This window comes from Flavobacterium sp. GL_143, assembly GCF_057834355.1.
Genome location: NZ_CM174401.1, coordinates 4,256,092 through 4,281,915, shown reverse-complemented (window position 1 = coordinate 4,281,915; position 25,824 = coordinate 4,256,092). Strand labels below are relative to the sequence as shown.

The following is a 25,824-nucleotide window of genomic DNA, read 5'->3' as shown; positions in this document are numbered from 1 at the left end:
ATAAATTTCTAAGCTGTCTCAAATCGAGACAGCTTTTTTTGTTTTAAAATGGGTTATTATCAATAAATTAGTTAAATTAGCAATAGCATTAATTCGTTAAAATCTAAAACACCTTATAAAAAATAGATTAACGAACTCATAACTGTTAAAAACGAATAGTATCTACATATGAAAAAAAATGCTGATGTAGTGATTATTGGTGGCGGACTAGCAGGACTTACTTGTGGGATTCATTTATCTAAAATGAAACTACAAGTGATTTTAATTGAAAAAAATGAATTCCCAAAACATAAAGTTTGTGGCGAATACGTTTCTAATGAAATCAAGCCCTATCTGGATTGGCTTGATTTGAAAATTCAAGATTTAAACCCTACAACAATTACAGAGCTAGAATTCTCTGCACCCAACGGCAAATTAATTCATTGTACCTTACCATTAGGAGGATTCGGGATTAGTCGGTACACATTAGATTATCATTTATACCAAAAAGCAATCGAAAATGGATGCGAAATAATTCATGATACTGTCGAAGATATTGATTTTGAAAATGATGTATTCACAGTTTCAACTTCAGATGCTAAAATGTTTATTGCTAAAATTGCAATAGGCGCTTTTGGCAAACGTTCTAATTTTGATCAAAAACTACAACGCAATTTTATTCTGAAAAAAGCACCTTGGCTCGCTGTAAAAGGGCATTATAAAGGAGATTTTCCTAATGATCTTGTAGGTTTGTACAATTTTGAAGGAGGTTATTGTGGTGTTTCAAAAGTTGAAAATGACATCATAAACATGTGTTATTTAGTGAATTTTGAAACTTTTAAAAAATTCAAAAATATCGATGACTTCCAAACTAATATTATCTATAAAAACGCACATTTAAAGCAGATTTTCACAAATAGCACCCCATTGTTTGAAAAACCATTAACGATAAGTCAGATTTCATTTGAAGAGAAAACAGCAATAGAAAATCACATACTGATGGTTGGTGATAGCGCAGGACTGATTCAGCCATTATGCGGAAACGGGATGGCAATGGCAATTCATAGCGCCAAAATTGCATCTGAATTAATTACAGATTTTTTTACTAATACAATTAAGTCAAGAAAAGAACTTGAAGAAAAATATACCAAATCATGGAATTACAATTTCAAAAAGAGATTAAGAACTGGACGCTTTCTAGCTTCTCTTTTGCAAAATAAAACCAAATCTACATTTGTTATGTGGTTATTAATTCAATTTCCTTTTTTGTTGCCTCAAATCATAAAAAGAACACATGGCAAACCTATAACTCTAAATTATTAATGGCAATAAAAACCAAATACAGAACTGATGATCCTGAAATTATGGATGATTTCAATTTAGAAGGTGAAATTTTGCAAAATGCTTTGGATAAAATCGCCAGAATAAACCAACTGCTAGGAGGGAACCAATTAACTTTACAAGGAGTAGAAAAATTATTAAAAGGTATTGATAAAAACCAAACTATAACAATTATAGATATAGGATGTGGAAATGGTGATATGTTAAGAAAATTAGCAGATTATGCATTAAAACACGATTGGGATTTTCAGCTAAGAGGTATTGATGCTAATGCATTTACAATAAGCTATGCTCGAAAATTATCCAAACATTACCCCAATATCAGCTACCGTTGTGAAGATGTGTTTAGTGAAGCTTTTAATCAATTAAAATATGATATTGCCTTATGTACATTAACCTTACATCATTTTAAAACGGATGAAATTATTAATTTGGCAGCTATTTTTAATGTTAATGCAAAGTATGGCGTTGTTATTAATGATTTGCAAAGAAGTATAATTTCATATCGTTTATTTCAAGCATTATGCTTTATTACCCGATTAAACGGAATGCCTAAGAAAGATGGATTAACATCTATTTTAAGAGGATTTAAAAAAAGTGAATTGGTTGATTTTTCAAAACAATTAAACTTAAAAAAATATACCATTCAGTGGAAATGGGCTTTCCGATACCAATGGATAATTTCAAAAATATGAGCGTAAAAATAACCACAGTTGTTAAGCAATTACCAAAATATTCCAGGACAACAGAAGAAATTATTCCTTTTTTAGATTCATGGCTTATTGGTCAGGATGATCGGTTTATTCGAAAAGTCAAGAAAATTTTTGAAGGAGCAGCAGTAGATAAACGTTATTCTATTATGGATCCAATCGAAGTTTTTACCAATACTTCCTTTGAAGACCGAAACGATATCTATGTTCGTGAAGTTATTGATTTAGGTGAGAAAGTATTAAGCAAAGCACTGCATAAAGCAAATTGGAAACCAGAAAGTCTTGATTATATCATTACTGTAAGTTGCACCGGAATAATGATTCCGTCCTTAGATGCCTATCTAATAAACAAGCTCAAACTACGCCAAGATATCGTGCGTCTTCCAGTTACCGAAATGGGCTGTGCGGCAGGAATTTCAGGAATTATTTACGCTAAGAACTTTTTAAAAGCTAACCCTGGAAAACGAGCTGCAGTCATTGCGGTAGAAAGTCCTACGGCAACATTTCAGTTAGATGATTTTTCGATGGCAAATATTGTCTCAGCTGCAATTTTTGGAGACGGAGCAGCTTGTACATTGTTATCATCCCATAAAGACGATAACGGGCCAGAGATTCTGGATGAAGAAATGTATCATTTTTATGATAACATACACATGATGGGTTTTAAACTTGTAAATACAGGATTGCAAATGGTGCTAGATATTGAAGTTCCAGAAACTATAGCTTCCCATTTTCCAGATATTATTCATCCCTTTTTAGCCAAGAACAATTTAAAAATAGAAAATATCGACCATTTGATATTTCATCCGGGAGGGAAAAAAATCATACAAACCGTGGAGGAATTATTCTCGGATCTAGGTAAAAACATTGACGATACAAAAGAAGTGTTGCGATTGTACGGAAATATGTCTAGTGCAACCGTTTTGTATGTTTTAGAACTAGTTATAGATAATCAACCTAAAAAAGGAACTAAAGGTTTAATGTTAAGCTTTGGTCCTGGGTTCTCAGCGCAACGCGTTTTATTACAATTTTAAATTAAAGCAGAAATGACGAATAAGGATATAATAGCTAAGTTGCCTTATACGAAACCCTTTTTGTTTGTAGATGAACTTATTTCTATATCCGAAAATGGAGTAGAGGGGAATTATTATTTTGATGAAAATTTAGATTTTTATAAAGGACATTTTATCTCAAATCCAGTTACGCCAGGTGTAATCTTAACGGAAGTTATGGCACAAATTGGGCTTGTGTGTTTAGGAATATTTTTATTAAACAAAGAGTTTATAGAAACTACCTCAATTGCTTTAACATCAGTTGAAATTGATTTTTTAAAACCTGTTTATCCAAAAGAAAAAGTTACTGTTATTTCAGAAAAAATGTATTTCAGATTTGGAAAATTAAAATGCAAAGTAAGCATGAAAAATGAACAAGGAACAGAAGTTTGTTCCGGGACGATTGCAGGAATGATTGTTTAGCCTGAAGAAAGCTTTGTCTCAAAATGGAACGCTGATGATACGGATTCGCTATAGCGAAAACACAGATTAAAACGCATTTCCTTTCGTCCCGAAATGTCGGGATCGTTATTATTAAAAAAAATGCGTTTTAATCCGCGTCTTACTTTTTGCAAATCTGTATCATCCGCGTTCCTTTACAGGCATCGGTGTTACTAACAATTAGATTATAAACTTAAAAGTAAGTAAAATGCAAAATAGAGTTGTCATTACAGGTCTTGGAGTTGTTGCCCCAAATGGGGTAGGACTTGATGCCTTTACAAATGCATTAAAAAAAGGTTTATCAGGAATTAAACATGATTCAGAATTAGAACGATTACAATTTTCTTGTCAGATTTCAGGAAAACCAGAATTATCTCCTGAATTAATTGCGGAGTATTTTACCGAGCTCGAATTACGAAATTTTAATGCCTCAGGGATTTTATATGGCGTAATTGCTGGATTAGACGCTTGGAAAGATGCAGGATTATCAATTGAAGAAAATGAAGAACCCGATTGGGATAGCGGAACAATATTTGGTTCGGGAACATCAGGAATAGAAAAATTTAGAGAAAGCATTTATAAAATTGATGATTTCCAAACCAGAAGATTAGGAAGCACTGTTGTAGCGCAAACAATGAATAGTGGTGTAAGTGCTTATTTAGGAGGGAAACTTGGACTTGGTAATCAAGTAACAACCAACTCATCGGCATGTACAACTGGTACAGAAAGTGTTTTAATGGCGTATGAGCGTATAAAGCTAGGTCAGGCAAAACGTATTCTGGCCGGAAGCACTAGCGATTCTGGGCCATATATTTGGGGCGGGTTTGATGCAATGAAGGTGTGCACATTCAAACACAATGATTCTCCCGAAAATGGTTCAAGACCAATGAGTGCAAGTGCTTCGGGTTTTGTTCCCGGAAGTGGTGCAGGAGCTTTGGTACTAGAAGATCTGGAAACTGCTTTAAGTAGGGGAGCCCGAATTTATGCAGAAGTTCTAGGCGGAAATGTAAATTCTGGCGGACAACGTGGTAGCGGGAGTATGACTGCGCCAAACTCAGTTGCTGTACAAAAATGCATTAGTAGCGCATTAGAAAACGCTAAAATTTCGGCTTCGGAAATTGATTTAATCAACGGACATTTAACGGCAACTTCTAAAGATGCTTTAGAAATTGAGAACTGGAGTATTGCATTAAACCGAAAAGGAAAAGATTTTCCGTATGTAAATGCATTAAAATCAATTATCGGACATTGTTTGTCAGCGGCAGGAAGTATCGAACTTGTAGCAGCGGTTTTGCAACTACATCAAGGTTTTATTTCTCCAAATACCAATTGTGAGGATCTAAATTCTGAAATTACATCTATTATCGATAAGTCAAGAATCCCAACTCAATTAATTAACTCAGATCTAAATATTATTGCTAAGGCAAGTTTTGGTTTTGGAGATGTTAATGGTTGCGTGATTTTGAAAAAAATATAACCAACTTTCAATTTAAAACTAATAATCAAATATGAACAACGACCAATTACTTACCGAATTAAAGAAGATTGTAAAGCCTTATACTAAAAATGATGAAGCTTTTGAAAACTTTACTGAAGAAACAAATTTCATAACCGATTTAAATATTAACTCTGCCAATTTAGTCGATATTGTATTAGATGTCGAAGAAGCGTTTGATATTATAATCGATAATGAATCGATGGAGAAAATGGTTAATGCTAAAGCTGCTTTAAGTATTATTCAATCCAAACTCGATGAAAAATGATTGGCAATGATATTGTTGATTTAGAAACTGCTCGGCAAGAAAGTAATTGGAAACGAAAAGGATTTTTGGATAAAATCTTCACTCCAGAAGAGCAATTTCTTATTCTGAATTCCGAAAAACCCGAAATTATGGTTTGGAATTTATGGAGCCGAAAAGAAGCTGCTTATAAATTATACAATCGCGAAACGAAAATAAGTGGCTATTTTCCAACCAAACTAGTTTGCTTTTACGAAAGTGCTAATTCTGGTACCGTAACTATAAATAGCACATTGTATTATACAAAAACAACAATTACAGAAGATTGTATTGATACTATAGCAGTTTCTAGAAAGAATCATTTAAAAAGAATCTCTGTTTTAGATACTGAAACTAAAATATTCAAAGATGTTGGGATTCCGTACATAATTGATGCTGCAACAAAATCTAGAATACCTGTTTCGGTAAGTCATCACGGACGTTTTATTAAGTTTGTGAGGATTAAGTAAAAAATTAAATACATTATAAAATAAAGTTTTGAACCATTAAGAGGTTAAGAAAAATTAAGTCAAATCTAAGTGAAGTTTAATCTCTTAATGGAAAAAAAAAACAAAAAATTCCACAAATTCACACTAATGGGTTTCGTGAAAATTTGTGGAATTCGTGTTAGTTTTAAAACTTTATAAATATTATTTTATCCCTAATCTTGATTTAAGCTTTAAGAATAATAAAGCAATTTTGTAAGCATCTTCAGAAGATGAATTTCTTTCGCTTTTTGGAATTTTATAAATTTCACATAATTCATCCAGAGAAAACTGTCTGTCGTTGATATCGTGTAGTTTGCGATACATCACATCAACATCTAAAGCTTCATTTTTAAGTCTTCCGCAATCTAATTTTTCTAAGGCAGCATTAATCATTTCGACATCAAAATTAATATGATGTCCAACTAAAATACCGTTCCCAATATATTCGATTAATCCTCTAAGCGCATCAGGTTCAGCTAATTTTTCCATTTTACTTTCTATAATAAACTCATTTGTGAGTCCGTTATCATGAAAGAATTTATACTGCAATAAAACGGCTTCAAAGCTATCCTGAATAACAATGCTATTATTTACTACTGCAAATGAACCAATAGATAAGATTACATCTTTTGATGGATTTAAGCCAGATGTTTCGGTAGATAAAACAACAAAACGCTCTGATTTAGTTTCAAATTTAGCAAGGTATTCTTTCCAGAAATCAGGATATTCTTTGTTGATATTTTTCAGCCAGTCTAACATATTATGAAAATTGGGTCAGTTGAAATTTACTCTTAATAAGCTCTTCAAGTTCTTTCATTGGAGCTAATGCATTTTTTAATTTTTCTTTATCGCTTTTAGATAATTCTCTTAGATTTATATATTGACCAGAGTCATCATTTTTAAAACCTTCGATTGTTCTAAACTTTGATAACGTTAAAAAAGCTTCAGCACAGCTAAGATAAATATCTGCATTCTTAGAATCTGTAATTGCTAATTGCTTAAATCTTAAATAAGTATTTTTGATTCCTTTTATATTCGAACTTAATATCAATAAACGTGCTCCATCAATTAATGGCATTAATGCACGAGTTTTAATATCAAACATAAATTTATGCGGTCCATCTTCTTCAACTATAAATTTCTTAAAGAAACTTAAAGGAGAGTTTTTTCTCAAAGCATCATTTCCTAAGAAATCAAAGAATAATGTATTATTAATTGCGTTCTTGAATATCACATTTTCTATTGCTTCTTCAATTTTTGGTTCCCCAAAAACAATCTCATAATCAAAGAAAATACTACTTAAATCGTTACTATTTTCACCTGGAGTATTCATCCAACTGTTGTATTGTTTTGTCCAGTCTGTCAATGACTTACACCAAAGCATATTACTTGCCATGTGTCCGTTTGGGCAATAGTCGTATCCGATTTTTTCTAACGTTCCTGTAGTTCTTTTAGCCAGACGTAAAAAGTAATCTTTTACATCACGATACTTATCTGCAGTTACATCTTCAAAGATTAGGATGCTATCCTGATCAGTTAACAAAAGCTGTTCTTTTCTTCCTTGACTTCCAATACTTAACCACGCAAATCGAGCAGGAGGTGAGCCCATTTCTAAAATAGAAAGCTCAACTGAGCGTTTAATCAATGCTAGATTGATTTCGTTTGCAATATTACTTATATGTGAAAGCGGAATATTCTTTTGTATGTAATTCTGAATTAAATCAGACAAACGATCTCTGATTTGTTTTAAATCCTTTGGTAATTGCGAACGTTTGATTTCTTTTATCAATACACCAGGATTACTCGCTTGAGCAACAATTAAATCATGCTCGGAGATAACTCCTTTTACAGCAGATTTACTTGTTCCGTCTTTTGTAACACACAAATGGCTTACATTATGTTTTAGCATCAATAATTGAGCTTCTGCTAATGAAACATTTTCTATTACAGTTACAACAGGCGAGGACATGATTTTATCTACAGTTTCTTCTATTGAGAATCTACCTGTAGCAATTTTAGAAGATAAATCGGCATCGGTTACAATCCCAATTGGCTTATGATTCTCACAAACAACAATATTATCTACCATAGCATCTGTCATACGCAAAGCAGCATCTTTTACAATATCGCTTGCAACAGCTGTTAATGGCGAATTGTTATATGTTAATGACTGAATGTATTGTATTTCAGATTGTTGATCTGAATAGAATATATTATCAGAAATATGATTTCCTTTAGCGTCAGAATTGTCTTTTGTGTGACGTGTGTTTGTCGCAAAACTCTCCAGCAAGAAATTTAAAACATCTGGATTGTTTGCAACAAATGGCCTAAAGACAGCAATTGGTATTGCATACACAATACTTTCTTCTCTGGCTTTTGCAGTCATCATATAGTTATTCTTGGCAAAAAATGGACGTAGCCCAAATATATCACCATCATGGCATTTATTTAGTAAAGTTTCTTCGGCATCTGCAATTACCGATAAATTAATAACGCCAGAAGCAACTACATAAAAACTATCGTGTAAGGCATCGTTAACTTGAAATAATACTGCGTGTTTTTCTAAATTAATAACACGAATATTAGTTGCAATCTCAGATAATTCTTGAAAAGTTAAATTATCGAATGGCGGATATTCTTTCAAGAAATCTGCAATATGCTCAGCAATTGTATTCATAAGATTGATAAATTTTTAGAAAGTATCGTTTGTAAAAATAATAAAATAAACCCTTACAATGAAAGCATAAATAATTTTGAATCTATTTATTTTGCTGTATATTGATTAGCTAAAATAAGCAATAAAAGTATTCAATACCAAACATAGGGATTGATATGATCGTTTTCGGGTTTAAAAACATTCTATTTTACATAATATAAATTATAGTTCATTTATGTACTAGTAGAATAGGCGCAAATAAAAAACCATCTTATTGCTAAGATGGTTTGCTTATGCTTAATACAAATGAATTTAATATTTCTTTGAGTAAACAGATTTCCCGTTTAAGAAAACTTCAAATCGACCGTTATCATCATAATAAGCTGTTTTATAAACGTCTCCTTTAAATATCGAAATGTCACCATGAACTCTTCCGTCAGCTTTTGTAGTGTAATCAAATATAATTTTTTTATTGTAAGGACCTATGCCTAAGCTATAATCTGTAAATGGCGTTCCTTTTAAATCAAATTCTTGCTTAGAATCTATAATTTTATCATCTGAGTAAAAATTTGTAATTTGTTTTGTAAGCGGAATATCCGGATAAAATTTGTTGACTTTTTGAAGAAATTCATACTGTTCAACGCTTACAGGCTCAATTTTGGAAACCACTTTTTGAGAAAAAGAAACTGTAGTAACTAATAGTAATAATAAGGCACATCTTTTCATAATTGATAATTTTAAATTAATAATTATAGCCCTTTACAAAGCTAACTATGTTAAAAAAATAGTTTTTTCACTAAAAATTTCTTTAATGAATTAACAAGGTACGAAATATTTATCTTTGCAGTCAAATAAAAAATATATTTTTAAAATACAATGACTACAAAAAAATACATTCAACTTATACTTATTTTAGGTTCATTAACTGCTCTGGGACCATTTTCTATTGATATGTATTTACCTGGTTTCTCTGATATTGCAAAAGACTTAAACACCACAGTTGCAAAAGTTTCTATGAGTTTATCTAGTTATTTTATAGGAATTTCGGCTGGACAATTACTTTATGGGCCTTTATTGGATAGATTTGGAAGAAAAAAGCCTTTATTTATCGGATTGTTGGTTTATATTTTGGCTTCATTGGGATGTATTTTCGTTACAGATATTGATACTTTTATTGGTTTACGTTTTTTACAAGCCGTTGGTAGTTGTGCTGCAACTGTTGCTTCTGTAGCAATGGTTCGAGATCTTTTCCCTGTAAAAGATATTCCTAAAGTATTTTCTATGTTAATGCTTGTTGTGGGACTTTCTCCAATGCTTGCGCCAACTATTGGTGGTTACGTAACATCGTATTCTGGTTGGCATACAGTATTCTTTATATTAATGTGTATGGGAATTGTTATTTTATTGGCTTCACAAATTGGTTTACCAAATACTCATAAACCAGATACATCTATTTCATTAAAACCGAAACCAATTATTGCAAACTTCCTTAAGGTTGTAAAAGAGCCTCAGTTCTTTACTTATGCTTTTACTGGCGCAGTATCTTTTTCTGGATTATTTACTTATGTAGCGTCCTCTCCTATCGTTTTTATGGATATTTTTAAGGTTGACGCTAAAATGTATGGTTGGATTTTTGCCTTTATGTCGTTGAGCTTCATTGGTGCCAGCCAACTTAATTCTTTGTTGTTAAGAAAGTTTTCTAGCGAACAAATGATATTTGGTGCATTAATTACGCAATCTGTGATAAGTATCGTATTCTTGATTTTGGCAATGAACAATCTTCTTGGTTTGTACGAAACAATTGGTATGTTGTTTATTTATCTGGCTTGTCTAGGAATTTCTAATCCTAATACGGCTGGTCTTACAATGGCTCCTTTTGCGAGAAATGCAGGAAGTGCATCGGCATTAATGGGTGCAATTCAGCTTGGTTTGGGTGCAATTGCATCATTTGCAGTTGGTATATTTGTTGTAAACTCTATTATTCCGATGGTTGCGATTATGACTACAACTACAATTACCGCATTTATAATTTTAAATATTGGGAAACGTTTTATAAAAGAAAAAATAGCTGCTTCTAATGATGAAGAAACAGCAATGATTCATTAATGAAATAAATATAGTTTGCGAAAGGAACGCAGATGAAGCGGATTCGCAAAGGCGAAAATGCAGATCAAAAACGGATTTTTAAAAACATTAAGATGTCTCCCGGCTGGATCTTTAACTAGAAAGACGTGCAAATTGACTATAAATATTACGCTCCGCTGGAGCTTTTAATGAAAAATTAAAATTTAGATTATTTACTCAGTCTAAACTCTTTGTTAAAGGAACGCGAAATACGGATTTACGAAAATAAAAACACGGATTAAAAGATAAAAAATCTGTTTAATCCGTGTTTTCGTTTAATCAGCGTTCCTCTAGATCAAGTAGATCTGTGCCCGAAAAATACCTTCTAGTTTATTGCTTTCTTGTCTGGTCTGATAATCATACGCAATGATTGATCTTTTGCAAAATAAGCAATCATCCAGTTATAGAATGTACTAAGACGATTACGATATGTTATAAGTGAAACTAAGTGTATAAATAACCAAATTGCCCAAGCTAAGAATCCATTAAAATGCCATTTTGGTTTTGGTAAATCTACAACCGCTTTATTTTTACCTATAATTGCCATCGAACCTTTATCTACATATATAAATGGTTTTAATGGTTTGTTCTGAGCAATTGCTTTGAAATTTTTGGCTAAGTTTATTCCTTGCTGAATCGCCACTTGTGCTACTTGCGGATGTCCGTTTGGAAATGCAGGATCAGTATCCATGATTGATGTGTCACCGATAGCATAAATATTCTCAACTCCCTTTACTTTATTATACGCATCGGTTGCCATACGTTTACCGCGTCCGTAACTTTCCACAGGAATACCATCGAAAGCTTTGGCTGAAACTCCGGCTGCCCAAATTAGGTTTTTGGTATGAATGGTTTCTCCGTTAGAAAAATATACAATATCATCTACATAATCGGTAACTCGATTATTTAGTTTTACCACAACGCCCAACTCTGTAAGTGCTTTAAGAGTGTCTTGTTGCGATGCTTTGCTCATTGGCGCCAACAGTGCATCTCCTCCATCGACTAAGTAAACATTACTTGCTGTGGTATCTAGCTCTGGATATTCTTTTAATAAGATGTTTTTACGCATTTCGGCAAACATTCCCGAAACTTCTACTCCTGTTGGTCCGCCTCCGGCTACAACAATGGTTAATAATTTACGGCGTTTACGAATATCCTTGGTAATAGCTGCTTTCTCTAGGTTTTTAAGCAATGTATTACGCATTACGATGGCGTCATTTAGGGTTTTCATCGGAATGGCGTTTTTCATTACGTTTTCCAATCCAAAATAACTGGTTTCGGCACCAGTTGCAAATACTAAATAATCGTATGCTAATTCTCCGTTATTAAGAATTACTTTATTTTCAGCAGGAACTACTTCTTGTAATTCTCCTAATCTAAAGTTAAGGTTCTTTTTGCCTGCAAAAAATTTTCTAAATGGGTAGCTAATACTTGATGGTTCTAAAAAAGCTGTAGCTACCTGATAAATAAGCGGCGGAAAAAAATTATAATTGTTTTTGTCTACAAGTGTGACTTGGATTTGATTGTGATTGATTAGCTCTTTTGCAAGATTGATTCCTGCAAAACCGCCACCTATAATAACTATTTTCATATATTGTTATTTTATAAGTAAGATTGTTTTTAAAAAAATTACCTTATAAAAGTACAACATTAATGTGCAATGACAATTGTCAGTTTTATTACTTTTTGAATTTTTTAACAGGTTTTTCGACTATCTCAGTTTTGTTTTGCAACAAATAATTGGCAAGTAACTTTTCTATCAATTCGTCTTTGGTTAAATGATGAAAAACTGTTTTTACTTTGGTTTTTAAATCTGTAGAAACGTCGTGATTTGGCTTTGTTTTAAAGATTTGTTTTGCCCACAATAAGGTATTGTTTTCTTCCAAACTTGCTACAGATGGTTTCTTGAACTCGGTAAATTTAATTCCTAGTTCTTTTTCAAAATCTGCTATTTCTTTTACTTCTTCTGGTTGTAAAACTGTAAGCGAAAGTCCCTTTGCCCCTGCCCTAGCAGTTCTACCGCTACGGTGTACATAAGCTTCGTAAGCATCTGGCAAATGATAATTTACAACATATGAAATTTCTTTAACATCTATTCCTCTAGCTGCCAAATCTGTAGCTACTAATATATTGATGTGTCCTTCGCGGAATTGCTCCATGATTCTATCACGGATTCCTTGCGATAAACTTCCGTGTAAAGCTCCTGAAGAAAAACGGTTAATGGCTAAGTTTTTGGCCAATTTATTTACGGCTGCTTTTGTTTTACAAAAGATGATTCCGCGTTCTCCATCTCTGGAGTTTAAGAAATGCATTAAAACTTCTAGTTTCTCTATCGGATCTACTACAATATATTCGTGGTCAATTCCTTGGTTTCCTACCGTTTCCATATCTGCACTTACCTGAACTACATTTTTAGATAAGTAATTCTGGATTAATTGCTTAATTGTTCCTGGTAATGTTGCCGAGAATAATAACGTTGTATGTTTTTTTGGTAATTCGGCTACGATTTCGTCAAGACTTTCTTTTAGGATAGAAACCATTTCGTCGGCTTCGTCTAAAATAAGGTATTGTGTCTCTTTTAAGTTAACCGCTTTACGCTGAATTAAATCGATTAAACGTCCTGGTGTTGCAACTACAATGTGTGTAGGTTGTGTAAGACGCTCTATTTGTGGTTTTATTGGGATTCCTCCGCAAGTTGCTGCAATAGAAACTTGTGGCAGGTGTTTTGAAAAATCTTCTAAATTTTTAAATATCTGATGTCCTAATTCTCTTGTTGGAACTAAAATTACAGCTTGAACCGTAGGAAGTTCAGGATTGATTAACTGCAATAATGGTAATCCAAAAGCAGCAGTTTTTCCTGTTCCTGTTTTAGCTAAACCTACTACATCACTGTTATTTGCTAAAATAAGCGGAATTGTTTTCTGCTGTATTTCAGTTGGTGTAACTATGTTTAATTCGGTTAACGCTTTTAATATCGGTGCTGAAATTCCTAAATCTGAAAATTGTTTTGACATTGTTTTAATTTATTTAAAAATTGAAAAATTTAAAGATTTAAAGATTTCTGATTGTGTTTTTTACCATTAAGAGATTAAGGAAAATTAAGTTTAATCTCTGATATAGTTTATTTTTTTGTTTTCTTGCCACAGATTAAAAAGATGAAAATGATTTTTTTCAATCTTGTCATCTTGACAAAGTAAGAATCTCCACTCGCTTAATCAGTTTTGCATAGAATTATGCAACTTTTAAAAAGGCTTAAATTTTCTTAATTTTATTTTACCATTAAGAGATTAAGTTTTATTTAGACTTGACTTTTCTTAATCTCTTAATGGTTCAATTTTTTTTATAAATACGAAACTCCTAGCCCTGATGGCAACGGTATCCTTTTATTTTTTTTCTTTATAAAAATAAAAGATATAGTGTACAGCAGGAAATAGCTCCTTACTCTTCTCTCGAAGTTTCGGTACGCTCAGAGTGACAAACTTTAGGACTTAAAAAATCAATCTGGTTCGTTCATTATTTTTTCGCGGTATTTTTTACCGGTTAATAATACTAATCTTAATTTATAATCGTCTATAAGCCATTCGCGGTAATTCTTACTACACTGACTTAAACATTTTGAATAGCGTTTGATTCGGCAATCGATATCGTCTTCTAATTCTTTTCCTAATGCTTTTGCTTCTTGTAATGTTTCGGTATTATCTACACACATTGCTGCGTGTTGCTCTAATGATTTATCCAAAACTACTTTTGAACGTAAATTTTGTGCTATGGCGATTTTGTGTTCTTCATCGACATCAAAAGTTACATCGGCAGTTTTGCTGAATTTTGCACGCAATTCTGGTGGCATGCTATATTTAAAGTACAATTCGATTTCGGTATCGTCACGTAAATTCTCTAAATAGAATTCTGGTGATTTAAAGATATGTTGCCAGTTTACTGGTTCGCTCCATAAACCAAAACGTGCTGCATTGTTTCCTAAATCAATTACTGTAAATTCGTCTTTATTAGGTAATTTTCTTGAACCACGACCAATCATTTGGTAATATAATGTCAATGATTTTGTAGCTCTGTTTAATATAATAGTTTCTACTGTAGGCTCATCAAAACCTGTAGTTAAGATTCCTACTGATGTTAAAATAGCATCTGGAGTTTTCTTAAACCATTGCAAAATGTCTTTTCGCTCTTCGTTACTACTTGTATTATCCAGATGACGAATATCGTATCCTGCTTCTCTAAATGTTTCATACACATATAATGATGTATGAATACCATTGTTGAAAATTAGGGTTTTCTTACCAAGTGATCTTTCTGTATATGCATGCAATAATTTTTCTTGCATGATTGTATTTGTATATAAATCATCTGAGGATTTTACGGTGTAATCTCCATTGATACCTACTTTTAATGATGTTAAACCTACATCATAACTATAAGTGGTTGCTTTTGCCAAAAAGCCTTTCTCGATTAATGAACCTATTGTGTCTCCTACAATTAGTTCATCGTAACTTTCGTGCATTGGCAATTTAATATTCGAACTTAACGGCGTTGCTGTTACTCCTAATATAAATGCATTTTTAAACGAGCTTAATAGTTTACGGAATGAGTTGTAATGCGCCTCATCGATAATTACTAAACCAATATTATCTAAATGTAGTTTTTCGTCATTAATACGGTTTTTTAATGTTTCGACCATCGCCACAAAACAAGAATATTCGTTTTGATCTAATAGTTCTTTTACTTTACTATTGATTATCTTATTTTTAACACCAAAACCTTTCAACATTTTTGAAGTTTGCTTGCAAAGTTCAATTCTGTGTGTTAAAACTACTACTTTTTTATCGTGTTGTGACAAATAACGGCGTACGATTTCGGAAAAAACTACTGTTTTTCCTCCACCTGTAGGCAATTGATACAACAAATGATGTTGCGCTGAACCGTTGTCTAGACGATCAAAAATGGCGTCGATATCGCCTTTTTGGTATGCATATAGTTCTTTTTTTTCTTCTCTTTCTATTTCTAAAGTGTTTTGAGACATTGTATTTTATTGGTTTTTGCAAAAATACACCTAAAAAACAGTTATTCTGTCTTTTTTATCTTAAAATAAAAGGAAAAGTTTCGCTATTATTTAATTATGAATTTGGTTCTAAAAGAACATTTTATCCAAAATTACTTCAAAATCAGGCTCGTTTTTCCATTTTTGGGTAATAGTTTCCTGATGAATTTGATTGATTCTGGATTTAAATTCGGCTAAAATTCCGTTTGAAATTATAAAATTTACGGCTTGTTCGAATGAATTAAACATACTTTTGTAAAAAAGTTCTTGCTTTATTATGTTTTCTGAAGAGTATGTTTGGGCAATTTCGATATTATAAAGCATAACATCGGCGATTACAAAGGGGTCTACTCCTAAAAGTATAAAGTGTTTGATGTATTTTTGAGCTACTGACCGACGCATTTTTGGTTTTACCCGACGGCGTGTTGCTTTTGCTTTTACGGGAAAATATTCGTGCGAAATTTTTAATTTACATTCCTGTAAAAGGGTTTCTTCTTTAGGATTAAAAACAAAATTGTAATACACTTTTACTGGGCTAAATTTCTCGTATAATTCGATTATTTGCTCTTCGAGTTGTTCTTTGGTAAGATCGTTTAAATATTTTTTTAAATCGCGTTTACTCATTATCACTGTTTAAGATTGTAAAAGTAAATTACTTTAGCTTTCGATACCCTAAAAATCAAGCAGAATCATTAATTTTACCGATAATAATTTAAAAAAATAATTAAATGCTCAAGATTTTTAAGATTACAGCGATTTTAGAAGGAATTTCATATTTGGTTTTATTCTCTAACATGCTTTTTATTAAGCCTACAAATTTCCCATTATATAAAACATTATTGTTCCCTATCGGAATGAGTCATGGTTTGTTATTTGTTGCTTATATTTTATTGGCAATTTTATTAAAAAGTGCTCAAAAATGGGATTTTAAAACATTTATGTTGATTTTGGTTGCTTCTGTAATACCGTTTGGAACTTTTTATGTTGAGTATAAATACTTAAAAAATGCCTAATTTTTTGGAGAAAATATTTAACTTCTTATACCCTCTTTTTAGAGACTGGGGTATGAGCCGCAATATTGCGTCTTATCTCAGCCTTACTATTAATATTGCTTTATTAATAATCATGGCTTATGCCGTGTATTATGTAGCAAAATTTGTTTTGGTTACGCTAACTGCAATTTTTGCTCAAAAGACAAAAACTAAATTTGATGATTTTTTAATCAATAATAAAACAACTAAATATACGGCTTACTTAATTCCGTTTTTCTTTATTTATAAAGCTGTTCCGATAATCTTGGATAAATATGAATATTGGGAATTGATTTTCGGAAAAATAGTAGGTGTTTATATTGTATTATTATTGTTGTGGATTATCCGTACTGTATTTAATTCGCTTAAAGATTATTTAAAACAAAAACCAGAATACAGCGACAAACCTATTGATAGTTTTATTCAGGTTGTCATGATGGTGCTCTGGATTTTTGGGGTAGCAATTATTATTTCTAAATTATTTGGAATCAAGCAAGGCGAATTGCTAACTATTTTAGGAACGCTTTCGGCAATTATTATCTTAATTTTTAGAGACACTATTCTGGGGTTTGTTTCTAGCGTACAGGTTGCGATAAACGACATGGTACGTATTGGTGACTGGATTACGATGGAGAAATTTGGTGCCGATGGTGATGTTATCGAGATTAATCTTACTACGGTAAAGGTTCGAAATTTTGACAATACTATCACTACCATTCCTACTTATGCTTTAAGTTCGGATTCATTCCAGAACTGGCGCGGAATGCAAAAATCGAATGGACGTCGTATCAAAAGACATATTTTGATTAAAACCAGTACAATTCGTTTTTTAAATGATGAAGATTTGGCTTTGATGAAGAAAATCCAACTGATTACTCCTTATATTGAATCTCGACAGGCTGAAATAGAAAAGTTTAACACGATGCATGGCATAGATAAGTCGTTGGCTTTAAACGGTCGCAATATGACTAATCTTGGTTTGTTCAGAAAATATATCATCCAGTATATGGTGAATCATCCTGGATTAAATAAAGAGATGCATATGATGTGTCGTCAGTTACAATCGACTGCGCATGGTGTACCTCTGGAAATCTATACTTTTTCGAGTGACAAACGTTGGGCAAATTATGAATATATTATGGCCGATATCTTTGATCACGTTATGGCTTCGATAGTATATTTTGATCTTGAGATATTCGAATTACCATCACAGATAGGACATTTAGAATAGATTTTAAACCTATAAGGTTATATTAAACCATATAAGTTATATAAGAAAATATAGGCTTTGCTTAAATGAACTTATATAACTTATGTGGTTATTTTTTTATATAACTTACTTTGTAATACTCTATAAACGGTCTTTTACGTATTCTATCTTCGTTTTTCCGTGTGCTTTTGGTTTGCCATCTTCTCCAAGGTTTACCATTGTAATATTATCGATTGTAATAATCGTTTCTCTGGTCATCATGTTTCGCACAATACATCTTAATACTAGCGAAGTGTTTCCGAATTTAACTACATCAATCCCAATTTCGACAATATCTCCTTGTCTGGCTGAGCTTTTAAAATTAATCTCGGACATGTGTTTGGTCACTACTCTGTAGTTTTCTAACTGAATAATTGTATATAAAGCCAACTCTTCGTCTATCCATGCTAGTAATTGTCCTCCAAATAAAGTTCCGTTTGGATTTAGGTCTTCGGGTTTAACCCATTTTCGAGTATGAAATCTCATAATTGTTAATTTATTAGTAACAAAAATAACATTTTAGTATCATTATTTTTTTTAATTTTAAAAGAAAAACATGAGCCAGCGAGATACTTTTTTACAAGAATTCCGAGGACCAACTTTAGGCACTGTAAATGCTCAATCTTCTGCAGATGAATTATTTCAAAACGAAGTACTTCGGCCAATTTTACAACTTCAAAATGATTTATTGGTGGATGTTTTTATAAATTATGTGAATAAAAACAAAACTGATTTTTATTCTTATACCGTAGAAAAGAAACTATCGGTAATCGAAAACTCCATTCAGAAAGACATTAAGTTTCGAAATTCTTTAAAAGGAATGGTCATCGCTCTTTTTACATTAGATGAATATCAAACTTATATTCTAAACTCATCTAGCCTGAACAAAAGAATGATGAATCTGGTAATTGAAAGACTTAAAAACCAAGTTCAGTTGTTTGAGTTGGAATCGAATTAGAAATATCTATAATGGAACGCAATCCCGAAGCGTCGGGACAGATTCGCTAAGGTGAAAACACGGATAAAACGGATTTTCTTTTAATGCTTTAAATAATCTGTTTTATCAGCGTTTTTACTTTTGTAAATCCGTTTTATCTGCGTACTTCTTTTTCACACATACTAAAGGAAAAATATCATTTGAGTAATTAATACAAAAAAAGCCTTTAGAATCATCTAAAGGCTTTTTGTTTTTTACTTTTTACTAGTCATTAGCTCTTTTATGTATTTTACTGGAGCACTACCATAGCTTAGGAATTTTTCATGAAACTCTTTTAAGTTAAACTTCGTTCCTTGTTCTTTCTTTAATGCTTCTCTAAAATCATAAATCTCTGTATATCCTGTAAAATAAGAACAAAGCTGAACTTGAGATAATGTTACACGCTTCCATTTTCCATCGGCTTCTGCTTGTTGTTGGAAAGCTTCTTTAGTAAGTAAAGCTATTGCAGCTTCTTTACTCATATCTTTAGTATGTACACTATAATCTAATATTGTATTACAAGTTGTTCTTAGATTCCATTTGTAATACATCAACCACATTTCATCTGAGTTTTTGTAGCCGCTTTCAAGCATCATTCTTTCAGTATAAACCGCCCAACCTTCAACCATTGCTCCATTTCCTAAAATAGATTTTATGATACTTGGCGATTGATTGCTGTAAACTAATTGTGTGTAGTGTCCCGGAATTGCTTCGTGAATGTTAAGAATCTGCAATATATAATCATTGTATTCTCTTAAATAACTTTCGGCATTTTCGGCTGTCCAACCTACCATGCTACCAACATTATAATACGTATTTGCATTTTTATCGTAAGGACCAGGCGCAGATATCGAAGCTCCTGCAACTCCAGCCATATAAGCAGGTTCTTTTCTTACTACAAGCGGTTTTGATGGATCTATATAAAGTAAATCTTTTGCCTTAACGTAAGCAACAAGTTCAGGGATTTGCTTTTCTATTTCTGATTGAAATTTCTCTGGAGTTGTATGCTGTAATGAAATCTTATCGATTACTTGCTTAATTAATTCCAGTTTATCTGTTGGTTTTACTGCTGTTCCGTTATATTTTGACCACAGTTTATTAGCTAGAACAAACATTTTATCATGTAGATCATTTTTATGGTTTACTGCAATTTTAAAAATTTCATCGGCAGTATATCCTGACTCAATATCAAAATTAAATTTCTTAGCATATAACTCAGATCCTAATCTAAACGAACGAGGGGTTTTATTATCTAATTTTTTCAACCAATCAGCATAAGCTGTAATTGCTTTTACTGATGCATCTGCTTTATTAATAATAACTTTTTTCTCTTCAGGAGATAATTTACTTTTGCTTAAAGCGGCAACTAAATCTTCTTTAAATACCGAAGTTCCTCCTAGGTTTTGATCTATTGCAAGTGATGTATGTTCTTGAGTTGGGTTTTTAATATTCAATTTTGCTGCTTCATAATAAGCAGGAATTGCATTCATCTTTAAATTAAAATTATGCAATCTTACATCTAATGAATCATATTTTCCGTTTAATATTTCTGCGAAAGCACCACAAACATTATACTCAGATGGATCCCATTGTCCAGATTTAAGCTCATTTATGCTAAAAAGTGTTCCTTCTAGCTGATTTTTAATCATATAGAAATCAGTTTTATTATTATCAGAAAGGCTTTCTAAAGAATATTGTTTTAATGAATCTAATTGAGAATTAGCAAAATCCAATTGTTTCTTTTGATTTTCGGCATTTGGTATAACCAAAACGCTATCTAATTTATGATATCCTTGGCTTGCAGCCCAATCAGGATTCAGTTTCCATAAGTCGGTAATAAAACCATCCTTATATTTCTCAAATTTTTCGTTTGAAGCTTTATCGTCACCTGTTTTAGAATTTTTATTACAGGAAACTAGTAGAGCTACAATAACAATAGGAATAAAAAGTTTTTTCATATATAATGTATTAAACCGCTAAAGATAAAAAATGATCTTTATGCTGGGCAATTTTGCGATCTTTTTTAATTAACCGCAATGTTAAATTCTTTGCGAAAGGAACGCGGATGATACGGATTTTTTAAATATCATAGATAGAAAATCCGTTTAATCTGTGGCAAAAAAATTAACCGCAAAGAGCGTAAAGGTTTACGTGAATATTGCTACGTTTATTCTTTGATTCTTAACGACTTTGTGTCTCAGAACTTTTATCAGATTACGGAGCTACTTACGGAGACCCTTCCTGCGTCAGGGTGACAAGTTTGTGGTTTTTTTTTGCCTCAGAATCTTTGAATAAATTAATAAGCTATTAAATCAAGAAGTTCATCTTAACTAATTGATGTATTGTTTTAACTAGCAAGCAAACTCTTGTAATAAGCTTCTACATCTTTCCAATGATAATATGGTGCTTTATCTGTTTGTATAGTTGGAACAAGTATTTCTTTTTCGTGCAGAAGGAATTTCACAAGAATATCATCAGATTTTGATTTTCTGAAAAATACAATTTGTATGTTACCAGCCATAGGTGCTACTTTAAAGTTGCTCCAAGCTTCATAAAATTTAGCAGGATCTGAGATACTATTATAACTTCCGTCTAAATGAAGTAACATCGCCAACGGAATTATATTACCATCATGAGCAAAACGTAGAGTTGCTCCTTTTCCTTTAGAAGCAATTATTTTATTGGCACTTTCCAGAATATTCTTTAAAGTAGGCTTTTGGTTTTCAAACATGATTCCGTTATTAAGGGCTGAGTTTGCATCGTTTACATACAAGCGATAGTTGCCAGTTTGCCATAGGTCAAACAATTCCTGTTTTTCGAATAAATCATAAAATGATAGTTTTGTTTCGGTATTTTGCATCCCTCCTGCTATGGCAAATAACTTTTTCATGAGATCATCAGGATTTACTTTTTTAACGATATAATCACTATCGGAAAATAGAGAATTTACTAAACGATCTGGGTTTGTATGTTTAGCTTCAAATTTTAGGAATTCTTCTTTCCATGTGTCTTTAGCAGATCTAAAAGCAATTGCTTCTTTTGTATGATAGTTTAAATACTGTTGCCATTTTATACCCGCATTTCGAGAAATTTGCAGGCTTGGATTAAGTTCTTTAATACGTTCGCTAAAAGCATCCATACTTAGAACAACACGCACAACTGTTGTAGCGCTGGCTTCGACTTGAGCATCTTTTGCAAAAACTTTTGGATAATGCGCATACATACGTTCAGCGATTCCTCTTTGCTCCCTTTGTCCTAATGGCGTAAGATCGCCCCCTCTAAATTCTACTTCAGTCCAAAGTTCTTGCAATCGTTTTAAAGCGTCTTTACCTAAATCTGATAATGCTCCATTTTTATTTGCATCTTCAAATAGGTTAATTACATCTTTATAATCATTATCACTTATTAAATAACGGGAACCATGTCGCCCAAAATGACTGATATAAAATGCCTCATATCCTTTTGGTACGGGTGTATAAGCTACAATATCCTTATCTGGATAGGCATAGTGTACGCCTGCAGTTTTTTCGGGAGTATCAAATAATTCTTGTTGGGTAGTTTGGGCTAAAATAACAGACAAATTAGCTAGCGTAAATAATAATGATAAACGGATTTTTTTCATTTTGGTTTAGTTTTTTGCAAAGTAAATATATTGTAAATACTAGAAAATAATTGCGGTTATTTAGCTCATTAAATTATCATTAACAACCCGTTGGGAAATGTCACTAAGTTAAGGGAAAATGATAAAAAGATTTAAGATTTTTGACTAACGTCCCGAAGCGTCGGGATTGATTTTAGATTTGTGAAACTGCGTAAAATATAAAATCTATTAACTTAACGACATTGCGGGATGAGAGAAAATCTGCGTTTATCTGTATTTTCACTTTAGCGAATCAGTGTCATCCGCGTTCCCTTATAGACAATCTTTGTCGAGAATAGAAATTAGTGGTTTAATAAAATTGAAGCGTATAAAAAGACTTCTCTATAAAATAGAAGTAATCAAAATCAATAAAATAAAAACGAATTCGGAAACTATTTGGTGTTATGAAAAAAGTTAGGCTTTTTCAGCTTTTCGCAATCGCATCCAAACATATCCAAGTGCAAGGAAAACCATTGTTGCACTGGCATACATAAGCATCGGAATGTTTGCAATTACATCCTGATACATCCATCCGGCGATAAGTGCGCCAAGACCAATTCCTGCTTCAAGGGCAATGTACATAGTTGCCATGGCTTTACCTCTATGATCTGCAAAACTCATATCGACTGTCCAGGCATTTAGTGCTGGCGAAACAATTCCTGTAGCGATTCCGTAAATTGCTGCTCCAACTAGAAGTCCGCTAATTGAGGTTGAAAATCCAACAATGATTAGTGATATTATTAAAAAGAAAAGTCCGATTCCTATTAAATGTAAACGCCCATATTTATCGGATGCTTTTCCTGCTCCAAAACGAATCATTACTGAAGTAATTGTAAAAACCATAAAGAATAAGCCTTTGTTGGTTATTCCTAAATGCTGACTCCAATCGGGAATTAATGTAAGTATGACTCCATATGCCATATAAGAAAGGAATGTTACTATGGCTGCAGGTAAAACTTCGACAGCAATAATATCTTTTCTGGAAATCTTTAGGATATGCAAGCTAAAACGCTGTTTATATTTCAACGTTTCTTTCATATTCATTAAAATGGCGATGGACAAAAGAGCAAAAATGGAAGATGCATAAAAAAGCATGTTCATAGATGAATATATTTTAATTGTACTCCCAATGGCTGGCCCTAATGCCATTCCGATAGAAAAACAAAGACCATGTAAACCCAACGCTTCGCCCCAACGTTCTCTCGGCACAATATCGGCAACATAAGCTGCTGTTGCTGTAGGTTTAAATCCGGTAGAAAATCCGTGAATTAGTCGCAAGAATAAAAATCCTGAAACTGTTCCTAAAATTGGATAAAGTATACCACAAACAAAGCATACAATAGATCCGACCGCCATGACAGGAACTCTTCCTAAAGTATCGGTTAACCGACCACTGAATGGTCTTGAAATTCCGGCTGTTAATGTAAAAAGCGCAACAATTAATCCTTTATATTCTGCTCCACCCATATTACTTAAATATTCTGGAAGTTCAGGAATTAGCATATTAAAACTAGCAGAAAAGAGCAAGGAACTTAAACATACTAATCCAAACTGAAGATTATAGATTGGATGAACGGCTTTTACAGGGGAATTCATGAGGTATTTTTAGAAATGCAAAGATAGGCAAAACTCTAACCTCAAACTAACGGATAATTGAAGAAGTTGTTATGTAAAAAGAGTTTAAATTATAAGCTATTCATAAGTCTCATAATTGATATACAAAACACAATTAGGCAGTATTTCTTTCATTGTAATAACGTATTCCAGAAGGTATTCTCTATCAATGTTTTCGGAAGAAACGTACAATTCTTTTAATTTTTGAAGGTTAAATAATCCTGGTAAATCTTCTAAATGAATTTCTGTTTTTAAGATATCTAAGTATTCTAAATCGACTAATTTATTAAGATATGGTATAGATTTGTTTGTGATCTTTTCATGCTCTCTTAAAGTAAGTTCCCGTAAGTTTTTAATGTTACTAATATGCCTTACTCCTTCATCGGTTATGAGATTAAATTTAAAATAAAGCCGATGAATAGATGGAATTCTAGATATCATTGTAAACAAAAAGTCATCATCGAGTTCGGTATCAATAGCCTTATAACCATCTATTTCTGATGGTATAGCAGCAAGATTTCCAATATCAAAGTTGCTTCTCCAGAAGTGTTTTTCTTTTCCTTTTAAATGCATGACTAAATTGATTTATAGGTTATCAATGTGAAATAACTTGATTTACAATTACTGCGTTTGTTCCTTCACTCGGAGTGCTAAAATTAATTAATAGCTGTATATAAAATTAATAATAAAACATTCATTATCATTGATAAGAAAAGAATTAAAGTTGCCCAGACATAATTACTATATTTAAAGCATTATATGTAATCATGCTAACCAAATTAATCCTAATGTTTTCATAATTTGTACGTTTCTATAACCGTTTAAAAAGTTAAAAATACTTATATTTACTTTTTTGGTGATAAAACCCGATTACACGAATAGTAAATTTGAGTAGGTTAAGCCGATTAATTTTAAGCAGTCAAGATGGAACAAAATACCATATCAATAGCATCATTATCTTTAGAGGATAATCCTATACCGAATAATAAAATAATAAAAGCTGATTTATTACCCAATCCAGAATCCAGGTTAGATTCTATGGAAATGAAGGAAACACCTCTTTATGATTCTAACATTCCTTATAGAGATTTAACGGATGTTGCTAGTAAAAAAGAAAGTATTGCCCGACTGATAGATAAATTAGATGTTGAAAAAAATGTTAGATATCAAAGAACCGTAGAAGATACTTATTGTAATGTGTACTCTTACGATTATTGTTATTTTTCTAAAGTTTATCTTCCTACGGTTTGGTGGACTGATGAAGCTCTGGAAAAAATATTGAACGGACAAGATGTGGAAGCTGTTTTTGAGCAAACTGTAGATCGTATTTATTCTAGTGCAATACACGACTGGTTTTTACAATGGGGAGCCAGTTTTGGTTGGAAAAGAATGTTTTCTGTTGATGAAATTCAGGAAAAAGTAAATACAAATGGTGGAATCGGAATGATTTGTGCCAAAAGAAGAGAAAAAGGACTGTCTGGACATATAGTTCCTGTTGTTCCCGAAACAGATTTACATAAGGCATATCGTGAGAATGATGTGGTAGTGTATCCGCTGCAATCACAAGCAGGAAAGCTAAATTATAATTACTTTTCTGAGGATAGAAAAGATTGGTGGAATGATGAGTTATATTCCTCTTATGTGTTTTATTACCATGAATAAAAAAACTTTTGCACTTTATTTTTAAACCCA

Annotated in this window: 24 protein-coding genes; 12 read left to right on the top strand and 12 right to left on the bottom strand. The window is 32.3% G+C overall.

Annotation, left to right across the window (positions count from 1 at the left end):
- Positions 1–168 precede the first annotated feature (168 nt).
- The 7 genes from AC3IPI_RS18100 to AC3IPI_RS18070 all read left to right on the top strand — a co-directional run bounded on the left by AC3IPI_RS18100 (position 169) and on the right by AC3IPI_RS18070 (position 5,771).
- Positions 169–1,302, top strand: coding sequence for an NAD(P)/FAD-dependent oxidoreductase (locus AC3IPI_RS18100; protein WP_489154689.1), 1,134 nt, complete (start codon positions 169–171; stop codon positions 1,300–1,302).
- Positions 1,302–2,015, top strand: coding sequence for a methyltransferase domain-containing protein (locus tag AC3IPI_RS18095; protein ID WP_086895133.1), 714 nt, complete (start codon positions 1,302–1,304; stop codon positions 2,013–2,015). Before AC3IPI_RS18100 ends, AC3IPI_RS18095 begins: the two co-directional genes overlap by 1 nt.
- On the top strand, positions 2,012–3,064 hold the full coding sequence (locus AC3IPI_RS18090) for a type III polyketide synthase (RefSeq protein ID WP_489154687.1): 1,053 nt from the start codon (positions 2,012–2,014) through the stop codon (positions 3,062–3,064). Before AC3IPI_RS18095 ends, AC3IPI_RS18090 begins: the two co-directional genes overlap by 4 nt.
- Before the next feature lie 12 nt (positions 3,065–3,076).
- The gene (locus tag AC3IPI_RS18085; protein ID WP_489154685.1) at positions 3,077–3,505 is read left to right on the top strand and encodes a 3-hydroxyacyl-ACP dehydratase FabZ family protein; all 429 of its coding nucleotides are present in this window, start codon (positions 3,077–3,079) and stop codon (positions 3,503–3,505) included.
- Between the two features lie 226 nt (positions 3,506–3,731).
- Complete coding sequence (locus AC3IPI_RS18080; RefSeq protein ID WP_489154683.1) at positions 3,732–5,000, top strand: beta-ketoacyl-[acyl-carrier-protein] synthase family protein; 1,269 nt, start codon at positions 3,732–3,734, stop codon at positions 4,998–5,000.
- 31 nt (positions 5,001–5,031) lie between these two features.
- Entirely contained in the window at positions 5,032–5,286 is a 255-nt protein-coding gene (locus tag AC3IPI_RS18075) for an acyl carrier protein (protein WP_039119151.1), read from the top strand.
- Positions 5,283–5,771, top strand: a complete 489-nt coding sequence (locus tag AC3IPI_RS18070; RefSeq protein ID WP_489154680.1) for a 4'-phosphopantetheinyl transferase family protein — start codon at positions 5,283–5,285, stop codon at positions 5,769–5,771. Before AC3IPI_RS18075 ends, AC3IPI_RS18070 begins: the two co-directional genes overlap by 4 nt.
- A gap of 180 nt (positions 5,772–5,951) precedes the next feature.
- Here AC3IPI_RS18070 and AC3IPI_RS18065 read toward each other — a convergent pair whose 3' ends face one another.
- The 3 genes from AC3IPI_RS18065 to AC3IPI_RS18055 all read right to left on the bottom strand — a co-directional run bounded on the left by AC3IPI_RS18065 (position 5,952) and on the right by AC3IPI_RS18055 (position 9,171).
- A complete protein-coding gene (locus AC3IPI_RS18065) occupies positions 5,952–6,548 on the bottom strand; it encodes a 3'-5' exonuclease (protein WP_039112037.1) in 597 nt (198 codons plus the stop codon).
- A 1-nt stretch (position 6,549) separates the two neighbouring features.
- A complete protein-coding gene (locus tag AC3IPI_RS18060) occupies positions 6,550–8,466 on the bottom strand; it encodes a DUF294 nucleotidyltransferase-like domain-containing protein (protein WP_039112038.1) in 1,917 nt (638 codons plus the stop codon).
- A 291-nt stretch (positions 8,467–8,757) separates the two neighbouring features.
- A complete protein-coding gene (locus AC3IPI_RS18055; protein WP_039112039.1) occupies positions 8,758–9,171 on the bottom strand; it encodes a hypothetical protein in 414 nt (137 codons plus the stop codon).
- A gap of 150 nt (positions 9,172–9,321) precedes the next feature.
- On the opposite strand from AC3IPI_RS18055, the gene AC3IPI_RS18050 reads away from it, so the two are divergent.
- Positions 9,322–10,551: a multidrug effflux MFS transporter gene (locus tag AC3IPI_RS18050; protein WP_489154677.1), complete on the top strand. Its 1,230-nt coding sequence runs from the start codon at positions 9,322–9,324 to the stop codon at positions 10,549–10,551.
- A gap of 343 nt (positions 10,552–10,894) precedes the next feature.
- Here AC3IPI_RS18050 and AC3IPI_RS18045 read toward each other — a convergent pair whose 3' ends face one another.
- The 4 genes from AC3IPI_RS18045 to AC3IPI_RS18030 all read right to left on the bottom strand — a co-directional run bounded on the left by AC3IPI_RS18045 (position 10,895) and on the right by AC3IPI_RS18030 (position 16,246).
- The gene (locus AC3IPI_RS18045) at positions 10,895–12,160 is read right to left on the bottom strand and encodes an NAD(P)/FAD-dependent oxidoreductase (RefSeq protein WP_489154675.1); all 1,266 of its coding nucleotides are present in this window, start codon (positions 12,158–12,160) and stop codon (positions 10,895–10,897) included.
- Positions 12,161–12,248: 88 nt separating this feature from the next.
- Entirely contained in the window at positions 12,249–13,583 is a 1,335-nt protein-coding gene (locus AC3IPI_RS18040) for a DEAD/DEAH box helicase (RefSeq protein WP_409416638.1), read from the bottom strand.
- Positions 13,584–14,065: 482 nt separating this feature from the next.
- Positions 14,066–15,604, bottom strand: coding sequence for a DEAD/DEAH box helicase (locus AC3IPI_RS18035; RefSeq protein WP_039112043.1), 1,539 nt, complete (start codon positions 15,602–15,604; stop codon positions 14,066–14,068).
- 108 nt (positions 15,605–15,712) lie between these two features.
- Positions 15,713–16,246: a DUF6155 family protein gene (locus AC3IPI_RS18030; protein WP_489154672.1), complete on the bottom strand. Its 534-nt coding sequence runs from the start codon at positions 16,244–16,246 to the stop codon at positions 15,713–15,715.
- Positions 16,247–16,350: 104 nt separating this feature from the next.
- On the opposite strand from AC3IPI_RS18030, the gene AC3IPI_RS18025 reads away from it, so the two are divergent.
- Positions 16,351–16,635: a DUF3817 domain-containing protein gene (locus AC3IPI_RS18025; RefSeq protein WP_039112045.1), complete on the top strand. Its 285-nt coding sequence runs from the start codon at positions 16,351–16,353 to the stop codon at positions 16,633–16,635.
- On the top strand, positions 16,628–17,884 hold the full coding sequence (locus AC3IPI_RS18020; RefSeq protein ID WP_489154670.1) for a mechanosensitive ion channel family protein: 1,257 nt from the start codon (positions 16,628–16,630) through the stop codon (positions 17,882–17,884). Before AC3IPI_RS18025 ends, AC3IPI_RS18020 begins: the two co-directional genes overlap by 8 nt.
- 120 nt (positions 17,885–18,004) lie before the next feature.
- Here the strand turns inward: AC3IPI_RS18020 and AC3IPI_RS18015 are convergent, their stop codons facing one another.
- Positions 18,005–18,388 carry an acyl-CoA thioesterase gene (locus tag AC3IPI_RS18015; RefSeq protein WP_039117357.1) on the bottom strand — a complete coding sequence of 128 codons (384 nt, stop codon included), beginning with the start codon at positions 18,386–18,388 and terminating at the stop codon, positions 18,005–18,007.
- A gap of 70 nt (positions 18,389–18,458) precedes the next feature.
- Here AC3IPI_RS18015 and AC3IPI_RS18010 point away from each other — a divergent pair, with 70 nt between their 5' ends.
- Positions 18,459–18,860 (top strand): glyoxalase, encoded by a 402-nt coding sequence (locus AC3IPI_RS18010; RefSeq protein ID WP_086895124.1) that lies wholly within the window; start codon positions 18,459–18,461, stop codon positions 18,858–18,860.
- Between the two features lie 233 nt (positions 18,861–19,093).
- Here AC3IPI_RS18010 and AC3IPI_RS18005 read toward each other — a convergent pair whose 3' ends face one another.
- The 4 genes from AC3IPI_RS18005 to AC3IPI_RS17990 all read right to left on the bottom strand — a co-directional run bounded on the left by AC3IPI_RS18005 (position 19,094) and on the right by AC3IPI_RS17990 (position 24,705).
- A complete protein-coding gene (locus AC3IPI_RS18005) occupies positions 19,094–20,836 on the bottom strand; it encodes a DUF885 domain-containing protein (RefSeq protein ID WP_489154667.1) in 1,743 nt (580 codons plus the stop codon).
- A gap of 389 nt (positions 20,837–21,225) precedes the next feature.
- Positions 21,226–22,500: a histidine-type phosphatase gene (locus AC3IPI_RS18000; RefSeq protein WP_489154665.1), complete on the bottom strand. Its 1,275-nt coding sequence runs from the start codon at positions 22,498–22,500 to the stop codon at positions 21,226–21,228.
- Positions 22,501–22,932: 432 nt separating this feature from the next.
- On the bottom strand, positions 22,933–24,114 hold the full coding sequence (locus AC3IPI_RS17995) for an MFS transporter (RefSeq protein WP_489154662.1): 1,182 nt from the start codon (positions 24,112–24,114) through the stop codon (positions 22,933–22,935).
- A gap of 96 nt (positions 24,115–24,210) precedes the next feature.
- Positions 24,211–24,705 (bottom strand): hypothetical protein, encoded by a 495-nt coding sequence (locus tag AC3IPI_RS17990; protein ID WP_489154660.1) that lies wholly within the window; start codon positions 24,703–24,705, stop codon positions 24,211–24,213.
- A 351-nt stretch (positions 24,706–25,056) separates the two neighbouring features.
- Here AC3IPI_RS17990 and AC3IPI_RS17985 point away from each other — a divergent pair, with 351 nt between their 5' ends.
- Positions 25,057–25,794, top strand: a complete 738-nt coding sequence (locus AC3IPI_RS17985) for a hypothetical protein (RefSeq protein ID WP_489154658.1) — start codon at positions 25,057–25,059, stop codon at positions 25,792–25,794.
- Positions 25,795–25,824 lie beyond the last annotated feature (30 nt).